Annotated in this window: 6 protein-coding genes and 2 pseudogenes; 5 read left to right on the top strand and 3 right to left on the bottom strand. The window is 69.6% G+C overall.

Annotation, left to right across the window (positions count from 1 at the left end; translation table 11 throughout):
- The first annotated feature begins 68 nt into the window (after window positions 1-68).
- The 4 genes and pseudogenes from FKV24_RS10010 to FKV24_RS10000 all read left to right on the top strand — a co-directional run bounded on the left by FKV24_RS10010 (window position 69) and on the right by FKV24_RS10000 (window position 5,177).
- The gene (locus FKV24_RS10010) at window positions 69-1,706 is read left to right on the top strand and encodes a sensor histidine kinase (protein ID WP_425481615.1); all 1,638 of its coding nucleotides are present in this window, start codon (window positions 69-71) and stop codon (window positions 1,704-1,706) included.
- A 202-nt stretch (window positions 1,707-1,908) separates the two neighbouring features.
- Window positions 1,909-3,051, top strand: a pseudogene (locus FKV24_RS10005) (sigma-54-dependent transcriptional regulator); the annotation flags it as partial.
- A gap of 63 nt (window positions 3,052-3,114) precedes the next feature.
- A pseudogene (locus tag FKV24_RS20230) lies at window positions 3,115-3,273 on the top strand (helix-turn-helix domain-containing protein); the annotation flags it as partial.
- A 299-nt stretch (window positions 3,274-3,572) separates the two neighbouring features.
- Window positions 3,573-5,177 (top strand): peptide chain release factor 3, encoded by a 1,605-nt coding sequence (locus FKV24_RS10000; protein WP_111267288.1) that lies wholly within the window; start codon window positions 3,573-3,575, stop codon window positions 5,175-5,177.
- Window positions 5,178-5,196: 19 nt separating this feature from the next.
- Here FKV24_RS10000 and FKV24_RS09995 read toward each other — a convergent pair whose 3' ends face one another.
- Both FKV24_RS09995 and FKV24_RS09990 read right to left on the bottom strand, forming a co-directional pair.
- Complete coding sequence (locus FKV24_RS09995) at window positions 5,197-5,823, bottom strand: aspartyl/asparaginyl beta-hydroxylase domain-containing protein (protein ID WP_141482271.1); 627 nt, start codon at window positions 5,821-5,823, stop codon at window positions 5,197-5,199.
- Between the two features lie 22 nt (window positions 5,824-5,845).
- Window positions 5,846-6,469, bottom strand: coding sequence for a sulfotransferase family 2 domain-containing protein (locus tag FKV24_RS09990; protein ID WP_111267290.1), 624 nt, complete (start codon window positions 6,467-6,469; stop codon window positions 5,846-5,848).
- A gap of 118 nt (window positions 6,470-6,587) precedes the next feature.
- On the opposite strand from FKV24_RS09990, the gene trhA reads away from it, so the two are divergent.
- Window positions 6,588-7,265, top strand: coding sequence for a PAQR family membrane homeostasis protein TrhA (gene trhA, locus FKV24_RS09985; RefSeq protein ID WP_141482270.1), 678 nt, complete (start codon window positions 6,588-6,590; stop codon window positions 7,263-7,265).
- Between the two features lie 382 nt (window positions 7,266-7,647).
- Here trhA and FKV24_RS09980 read toward each other — a convergent pair whose 3' ends face one another.
- Window positions 7,648-8,076 (bottom strand): CBS domain-containing protein, encoded by a 429-nt coding sequence (locus tag FKV24_RS09980; RefSeq protein WP_111267292.1) that lies wholly within the window; start codon window positions 8,074-8,076, stop codon window positions 7,648-7,650.
- Between the last annotated feature and the right edge of the window lie 64 nt (window positions 8,077-8,140).

The raw sequence follows: 8,140 nt of genomic DNA, 5'->3' as shown, positions 1-8,140 counted from the left end.
CCGCCCGGCGCCCGGTGCCTATACTCGTGGCGGGACACGCACCGGGGACGCTGCCTTTGCCGCTTCGAATTGCCGCTTTGCAAGTCGCCGATGCCGACAAGGCACTTCGCCGCGAGCTCCATTTCTATACGCTGTACCGCCTGCTCGAGGCGGCGATGCTGCTGCTGGTGCTGTTCGGCCCCATCGCCGACCAGCTGCCGGCGCCTCGCCACGAGCTGTTCGCGCGCGCGCTGGCGATCGCCTATGGCTTCGTCGCCGCCCTGCTGTTCGTGTTCGGCCGCAAGGGCGACCTGCGCATCAGCACCCTGGCCGGGATCAGCGCCGACCTGTTCTTCGGCCTGCTCGCGATCCATGCGGTCCCGGTCGCCGGCACCGGCATCGCGCTGATGCTGATCTTCAACATCGGCGCCGCGGCCCTGCTGTTGCCGACCCGCTACGGCATCGGGGTCGCGCTGGTGGCGGTGGCGGGACTGATCGCCGAGCACCTGTGGACCGGGGTGATCGAGGAGCAGTCCTCGCACGGCTCGCTGGTGGAACCGCTGATGTTCGCCGTCGGCTACATGGCGATGGCCACCCTGACCAGCGTGCTGGGCCGGCAGATGCGCGCCAGCCAGGAGCTGGCCGAGCGCCGGGGCGAGGAAACCGCGCACCTGGTCGAGGTCAACGAGCTGATCATCCGCCGTCTGCGCACCGGCGTGCTGCTGGTCAACGGCCACAACCGGATCGGCCTGGCCAACGAGGCGGCCAGCAGCCTGCTCGGCGGCCACAGCCCGGGCGACGAGGTCGCCCTGGACATCGTGATGCCCGAGCTCGCCCGCCGCCTGGGCGCGTGGCGCAAGGGCGCCGCGCAGGACGAGACCCCGCTGCAACTGGGCCCGGACCTGCCCGAGGTGGTGCCCCGCTTTACCCGCCTGCTGGCCGGCAGCGAACAGACCCTGGTCTTTCTGGACGACACCTCGCTGGTGTCGCGGCGGGCCGAGTCGATCACCCTGGCGACCCTGGGCCGCTTCTCCGCCAGCCTCGCCCACGAGATCCGCAATCCGCTGGCCGCGATCAACTATGCGGTCCAGCTGCTGGAGGAGTCCGACGACATCCGGCCGGCCGACCGGCGCCTGCTGGAGATCGTGCGCCAGCAGAGCATGCGCATGAACGGCATCGTCGACAACGTCCTCGGACTGGCCCGGCGCGAGCCCGCCAAGCCCGAGCACGTCGACCTGGCCGCGCTGACCCGCCAGTTCATCGAGGATTACCAGGCCGGCCACCCGATCGAGAACGACACCCTCACCGCGACCTCCAGCCAGTCCCAGCCGACCGCGCTGGTCGACCCGCGCCAGCTCCACCAGGTGCTGACCGTGCTGGTCCACAACGCCCTGCTGTACGGCCGCAAGCCCGGCGAGCCGGCGCGGATCACCGTCCATGTCGCCGCCGAGAACGGCGGCCGTCACCGGATCGACGTGATCGACCGCGGCCCGGGCATTCCCGAGCGGGTCGCCCTGCAGCTGTTCCGCCCGTTCTTCACCACCTCCCCGCACGGCACCGGTCTGGGGCTGTATATCGCCCGCGAACTGTGCCGGGCCAACCAGGCCACCCTCGAGTACGTGCCGACGCCGGGCGTGGGCAGCTGCTTCCGCATCCGCTTCACGCCCGGCGTGGGCGAGCAGACCCGGTCCTCGGGGTCGGCTGTGGGCGCGGGCGCGGCCGGCTGAGCATCCGGCGCGAGGCCGGCACTCCCCGTCGGCCCCGGCTATCGACATTCACGGGGACTGGACCGGCAGCCGGCTACCGTCCCGCCACGGTTCCCATGCGCGCCGCACCGGGTTCTCGTTCCGTGGGTGATACGCGTTTGCATGGGCGATGGCGCTTGGCCCATCGCCCACCCATCGGCTATCGTGACGGGCGGAGGAGAGGATGGCTGAAACCCGTAGTGCACTCATAGTCGACGACGAACGCGACATCCGCGAGCTCCTGGTGATGACCCTGGGCCGGATGGGGCTGCGCTGCGACACCGCGGCCAGCGTCGGCGAGGCGCGCAGCCAGCTGCAGCGCAACCGCTACGACCTGTGCCTGACCGACATGCGGCTGCCGGACGGCTCCGGCATCGAGATCGTCGGCGACATCAGCCAGAAGTACCCGGAAACCCCGGTCGCGATGATCACCGCGTTCGGCAACGTCGAGGCCGCGGTCGAGGCGCTGAAGGCCGGCGCGTTCGACTTCGTTGCCAAGCCGGTCGACCTCAACGTGCTGCGCGACCTGGTCCGCCACGCGCTGGATCTGCAGGAGGCGCGCAAGGCCGACGCCGATGCGGTCGCCTCGCGGCTGTATGGCGAGTCGCCGGCGATGGCCTCGCTGCGCCAGACCATCGCCAAGGTCGCCCGCAGCCAGGCGCCGGTCTACATCGCCGGCGAATCCGGCGTCGGCAAGGAACTGGTCGCCCGCACCATTCACGCCGAGGGCGCCCGCGCATCGGGGCCGTTCGTGCCGGTCAACTGCGGCGCGATCCCCAGCGAGCTGATGGAGAGCGAGTTCTTCGGCCACAAGAAGGGCAGCTTCACCGGCGCCCACGCCGACAAGCCCGGCCTGTTCCAGAGCGCCGACGGCGGCACCCTGTTCCTCGACGAGGTCGCCGAGTTGCCGCTGCCGATGCAGGTCAAGCTGCTGCGCGCGATCCAGGAGAAATCGGTGCGCGCGGTCGGCGCCAACAGCGAGAATCCGGTCGACGTGCGCATCCTTTCGGCGACCCACAAGGACCTGTCCAAGCTGGTCGCCGAAGGCCGCTTCCGCCAGGACCTGTACTACCGCATCAACGTGATCGAACTGCGCGTGCCGCCGCTGCGCGAGCGGCTCGACGACCTGCCCGGCCTGTCGGCCAAGATCCTCGGACGCCTGTCCGAGGCCCAGGGCCGCCCGGTGCCGATGCTGGACGACGACGCGGTCGAGGCGCTGCGCGAGTACCCGTTCCCCGGCAACGTGCGCGAACTGGAGAACATCCTCGAACGCGCCCTGGCGCTCGCCGACGGCGACCTGCTGACCGCCGACGATCTGCACCTGCCGCGCCGGGAGGACGACAATCGCGCCGCCGGCGTCGACCCGCGCAGCCTCGACCCGCGCGACACCGCCACCAGCGCCCTGCCCTCGTACATCGAGGAGATCGAACGCGCCGCGATCCAGCACGCGCTGCAGGAAAACCGCTACAACAAGACCCGTACCGCGCAGGCGCTCGGGATCACCTTCCGCGCGTTGCGCTACAAGCTCAAGAAGCTCGGGATCGACTGAGCACCGGCCGGGCCGCCGCCGGCCCGCCAGGAAAGCCCGGGGTCTCGGCCTGCGCCGCTCCCGCGCCATGAGCCCCAGCCCCCTTGAGTCGGGGCGCGATATGCGGCCGCGACCGGATATCCTCCAAAGTCCGCCCGCGCAAGCCCTGGCGCTCCCCCGGGGCCAGGCCAGGGGATCGCGCCGCGTGCCGCCACGGCCAGAACCGCCCCGCCCCTCCACACCCGGCGATGACCCGCCCCGGGTTGTCTATAATTGCCGCCCCCGTCTCCATCCCGAGGGCGCCCGCGCGCCCGGCCCGCATGTCCGACGTTTCCCTGCAAGCCGCCCGGCGCCGCACCTTCGCGATCATCTCGCACCCCGATGCCGGCAAGACCACCCTGACCGAAAAGCTGCTGTTGTTCGGCGGCGCGATCCAGATGGCCGGCTCGGTCAAGGGCCGCAAGGCCGCCCGCCACGCGACCTCCGACTGGATGGCGCTGGAGAAGGAGCGCGGCATCTCGGTGACCAGCTCGGTGATGCAGTTCCCCTACGAGGGCCGCATCGTCAACCTGCTCGACACCCCCGGCCACGCCGACTTCGGCGAGGACACCTACCGGGTGCTGACCGCGGTCGACTCGGCGCTGATGGTGATCGACGTGGCCAAGGGCGTGGAGGAGCGCACGATCAAGCTGATGGAGGTCTGCCGGCTGCGCGACACGCCGATCATGACCTTCATCAACAAGCTCGACCGCGAGGGCAAGGACCCGATCGAGCTGCTCGACGAGGTCGAGACCGTGCTAGGCATCCAGTGCGCGCCGATCACCTGGCCGATCGGCATGGGCAAGCGCCTGAAGGGCGTGGTCCACCTGGTCACCGGCGAGGTGCACCTGTACGAACAGGGCCGCAACTTCACCCGCCAGGACTCGACCATCTTCGCCTCGGTCGACGACCCGGCGCTGGAGGCGCGGATCGGCGGCCAGATGCTGGCCGAGCTGAAGGACGAGCTGGAGCTGGTCGAGGGCGCCTCGCACCCGTTCGACCTCGGCAAGTACCTGGCCGGCGAGCTGACCCCGGTGTTCTTCGGCTCGGCGGTCAACAACTTCGGGGTCCAGCTGCTGCTGGACTTCTTCGTCGACCACGCGCCGGCGCCGAAGCCGCGCGAGACCACCACCCGCGAGGTCGGCGCGACCGAAACCAAGCTGTCGGGCTTCGTGTTCAAGATCCAGGCCAACATGGACCCGCAGCACCGCGACCGGGTCGCCTTCATGCGGATCTGTTCGGGCCGCTTCAGCGCCGGAATGAAGGCCTTCCACGTGCGCAGCGGCAAGGACATGAAGCTGGCCAATGCGCTGACCTTCATGGCCAGCGACCGCGAGATCGCCGAGGACGCCTGGCCGGGCGACGTGATCGGCATCCACAACCACGGCACGATCTCGATCGGCGACACCTTCACCGAGGGCGAGAAGATCTCCTTCACCGGCATCCCGAACTTCGCCCCGGAACTGTTCCGCCGCGCGCGCCTGCGCGACCCGCTCAAGCTCAAGCAGCTGCAGAAAGGGCTGGCGCAGCTGTCGGAGGAGGGCGCGACCCAGTTCTTCAAGCCGCTGATGAGCAACGACCTGATCCTCGGCGCGGTCGGCGTGCTGCAGTTCGACGTGGTCGCCTACCGGCTGAAGGACGAGTACGGCGTCGAGGCCACCTTCGAGCCGGTCAATGTCGCCACCGCGCGCTGGATCCGCTGCGACGACGAGAAGACCCTGGAGCAGTTCCGCGACAAGAACGCGATGAACCTCTCGCTCGACGCCGCCGGCGAGCTGGTCTACCTGGCCCCGACCCGGGTCAACCTGCAGCTGGCGCAGGAGCGCGCGCCGGAAGTCGGGTTCCTCGCCACCCGCGAGCACGCCCACGCGGTCGCGGTGGACTGAGCCCCCGGATCGCCGGGCCTCAGGCGCCCGGCGATTCGATCAGGTGGACCCAGTCGGGATCGGGCTGGTCGAGGTCGTAGTACTCGAAGATCAGGTGGATGCGGTCGCCGTCGCCGGCGTTCTGCACCGCATGCACGCCCATGTTGTTGACCTCGACCGCCTCGCCCTCGGCGAAGTGGTAGCCGATACCGTCGACGTAGAACACCACCCGCTCGTGGGTCAGCAGCGGCACGTGGATCTTGTGCGGCCACTTCGCCGCCGGGTTGGCGTCGCGGTGCGGCTTGATCACCCCGCCGGGCGCCATCCGCGCCAGCATCACCCGCGGGAAGTCGGCGCGGGCATAGCCGTAGGGCGCGACCGCCTGCGCCAGCACCGGTTCCAGCAGGTGGCGCCAGTCCGCCCACAGCGGGCGGTCGTGCGAACCGCGCCAGTCGCGGAAGCCGTCGACGAAGCGGAACACGATGTGGCGGGTGCTGTCGAGCGCGTCGAAGCGGTTCGGTTTGCCGGCGTTCTCCGCGTCCCAGACCGCCTCGGGGATCGCCAGCACCGCCTCGCGCAGCGCGGCGATATCGACCTGGCCCAGGCGCCGGATCGAGCCCGTCTTGCGCGGATTGGGATGGACGCTGGGCGGAGCCTGGGCATTCACTGCAAGTACTCCGGATCGCGGGTCAGAACGCGTAGTCGAACAGTTCGAGGTCGCGCCGGTACAGCTCCGACACGCCGTCGATCAGGGCCTGGTCATAGTAGTCCCGGTAGCTGCCGCGCTGCGAGCTGTTGACCTGCCCCAACGGCGCCGACGCGATGCCGATGCGTTCGCAGATCCCGTCGAACGAGGCCTGCATGTCCTCGACCCGGCCGACCCGGTCGGCGAGCAGCCCGCCGTCCTCGCCGATCAGGAAGCTGTATTGCGGCTGGAACAACACATGGTGCATCGGCCGCAGCCGGAACAGCACGTGCCGCATCACCGCCTGCGGTTCGCGCTGGAACTCGCCGCCGGCGCGGGTCATGAACGCGCAGTAGGAGACGAAACGGTCGAACGGATTGCGCACGAACGCGAACTTGAAATAGTCCGCGAACGCCTGCTCGCCGATATGCGGCCGGATCTGCGACAGGCCGATGTGGCCGTGCGGAATCGCCGCCAGCTCCGGAAACGGGAAGCGCTTGTTGACGAACAGGCCGACCTGCTCCAGGTCCCCCGGCCCCATCCGCTCGCGCAGGACCTCGCGCACGGAATGGGTGCCGGTCTTGGGGATCGCGGCGAACACGAAGCGGTGCTGATGGGAAACGATCATCGGACGATGCGACTGGACTGGGACGGGGTGGGCTCCGGGAATGCGACCGTCACCCCCGCGCGGGCCGCCATCATAGAGGGTTGCACCGCCATCCGCCGGCGCACGGTAGGATGCAGGCATGGACGCCCCCCACCCAGCGATCCCCTCCACCGCCACGCACCCGCACCACTTCCGCGAGGAGCTGGCCAATGCACTGACCCACGGACTGGGCGCGGTCGCCGCGCTGGCCGGAGGATCGGTGCTGATCACCCTGGCCGCGGTCTACAGCGATGGCTGGCAACTGGCCGGCGCGATCGTGTTCGGCATCTGCCTGCTATTGCTCTACCTCGCCTCGACCCTGTACCACGCGATCCCGCATCCGGCCGCCAAGGCCCGGCTGAAGGTCGTCGACCACTGCGCGATCTACCTGCTGATCGCCGGCACCTACACCCCGTTCACCCTGATCGGATTGCGCGGTCCATGGGGCTGGGGCCTGTTCATCGCGATCTGGAGCCTGGCCCTGGCCGGGGTCGTCTTCAAGCTGCTGTTCACCGGGCGCTTCAAGCTGTTGTCGACCGCGATCTACGTCGCGATGGGCTGGCTGGTGATCGTCGCGATCAAGCCGCTGCTGGTCGCCCTGGACGACTGGACCTTCGGCTGGCTGCTGGCCGGCGGCGTCTGCTACACCCTGGGCACGGTGTTCTACCACCGCCCGGGCCTGCGCTATTCGCACGCGATCTGGCACCTGTTCGTGGTCGCCGGCAGCGTCTGCCACTTCGTCGCGGTGACCGCGCAGGTGCTGGCCCCGAACCACTGACCCGCAGGCGCTCCAGGAGCGCTCCTCGCCGGAGCGACCGTAGGCGCGGCACGGCATGCACCCAACCCCCTGAGTCAGGGGGCGATTCGCATCGCGGATGCGAATGGGGGCTGGCAGCGCAACGGCGGGGCTCAAGGTTTGCGAAGCAAATTTTGGGGATTCCCGGACGCAGCCCGGGAATCGCGGCTCACGCCGCTCCTACGAAGGGCGCATCTGCCCCATGAGCCCAGCCCCCGGCGCCACAGGCGCGTATAGGGGGAGGGGCGACTGCGGGCCCGAGGTTCGCACAGCAAGCTCCTGGAATTCCCGGGCGCAGTCCGGGAATCGCGGCTCACGCCGCGCCTGCGGCCATCGAATGAATGAACGCGCGCGCCGCGCCGCCTCAACTGGCGATGTAGCGCTGCAGCTGATCCAGTTCCAGCTGCTGATCCTCGATCACCGCCTTGACCAGGTCGCCGATCGAGACCACGCCCTCGACATGGCCGTCGCGCACCACCGGCAGGTGGCGGATGCGGCGGTCGGTGACGGTCATCATGCAGCGGTCGACGGTGTCGTCGAGATCGACGGTGATCAGCTCGGCGGTCATGATCGCGCTGACCGGCGTATCCGCGGACGCCCGCCCCTGCAGGACCACCTTGCGCGCGTAGTCGCGCTCGGAGACGATGCCCGCCAGACGCGCCCCGTCCATCACCAGGACCGCGCCGATGCCCTTCTCGGCCATCAGGCGGATCGCGTCGATCACCGGCGCGTCTGGACGGACCGAATGGATGTCTGGGGATTTCGCCTCGAGCAGCTGCCGAACCGTACGCATCTGCACACTCCTCCAGCCGGGGCCTGCGAGGAGCATACTCCGGCCGCGTTCGCGCGCATGTGAA

The sequence above is a fragment of the Marilutibacter maris genome (genome assembly GCF_006546735.2).
GTDB classification, from domain to species: Bacteria; Pseudomonadota; Gammaproteobacteria; order Xanthomonadales; family Xanthomonadaceae; genus Marilutibacter; species Marilutibacter maris.
Note: the sequence above shows the minus strand (reverse complement) of the source record. Positions and strands in the feature narration are given on the sequence as shown.

What these genes read in the sequence shown, in the direction of transcription:
- FKV24_RS10000 (WP_111267288.1), top strand. Translation starts at nt 3,573, where the DNA reads ATGTCCGACGTTTCCCTGCAAGCCGCCCGGCGCCGCACCTTCGCGATC.
- FKV24_RS09990 (WP_111267290.1), bottom strand. Translation starts at nt 6,469, where the DNA reads ATGATCGTTTCCCATCAGCACCGCTTCGTGTTCGCCGCGATCCCCAAG.
- trhA (WP_141482270.1), top strand. Translation starts at nt 6,588, where the DNA reads ATGGACGCCCCCCACCCAGCGATCCCCTCCACCGCCACGCACCCGCAC.
- FKV24_RS09980 (WP_111267292.1), bottom strand. Translation starts at nt 8,076, where the DNA reads ATGCGTACGGTTCGGCAGCTGCTCGAGGCGAAATCCCCAGACATCCAT.